General features: G+C 34.8%; 1 protein-coding gene. It reads right to left on the reverse strand.

Annotated elements, in window-relative coordinates; translation table 11 throughout:
• Positions 1-9: 9 nt before the first annotated feature.
• The coding region (locus tag AACW06_RS20270) for a hypothetical protein (protein WP_192076401.1) at positions 10-313 on the reverse strand (304 nt) is incomplete at its 5' end.

A 313-nucleotide genomic window follows, 5' to 3' on the forward strand; every position in this document is an offset into this window, starting at 1 on the left:
AATTGTTTGTTATGTGTTTTTTGCACCACAAATTTTTTGTAATACTGCCTCAATGACATTGTCACTGATTTGTTGACTAACTTCTGATGATGAAATCGGATCGGAATTATAAAGAAGTCCATTCCCCGTCACTGTAAATTTTCTAGTTTTACAATCAATACTGGCTGGAGCTGATAAATCACCAGATTTACCGTCTCTTCTTATATGTAAGTTCTTCAGATCTGTTAAATCACCATCAATAAACCATTGATCTGAATAGGGTGGCATCTCCAACGGTTCGTCATAAACATAAAGGCTATTAATATCTGATGCA

Source organism: Vibrio sp. S12_S33, from assembly GCF_963889785.1.
Classification (GTDB): domain Bacteria; phylum Pseudomonadota; class Gammaproteobacteria; order Enterobacterales; family Vibrionaceae; genus Vibrio; species Vibrio aestuarianus.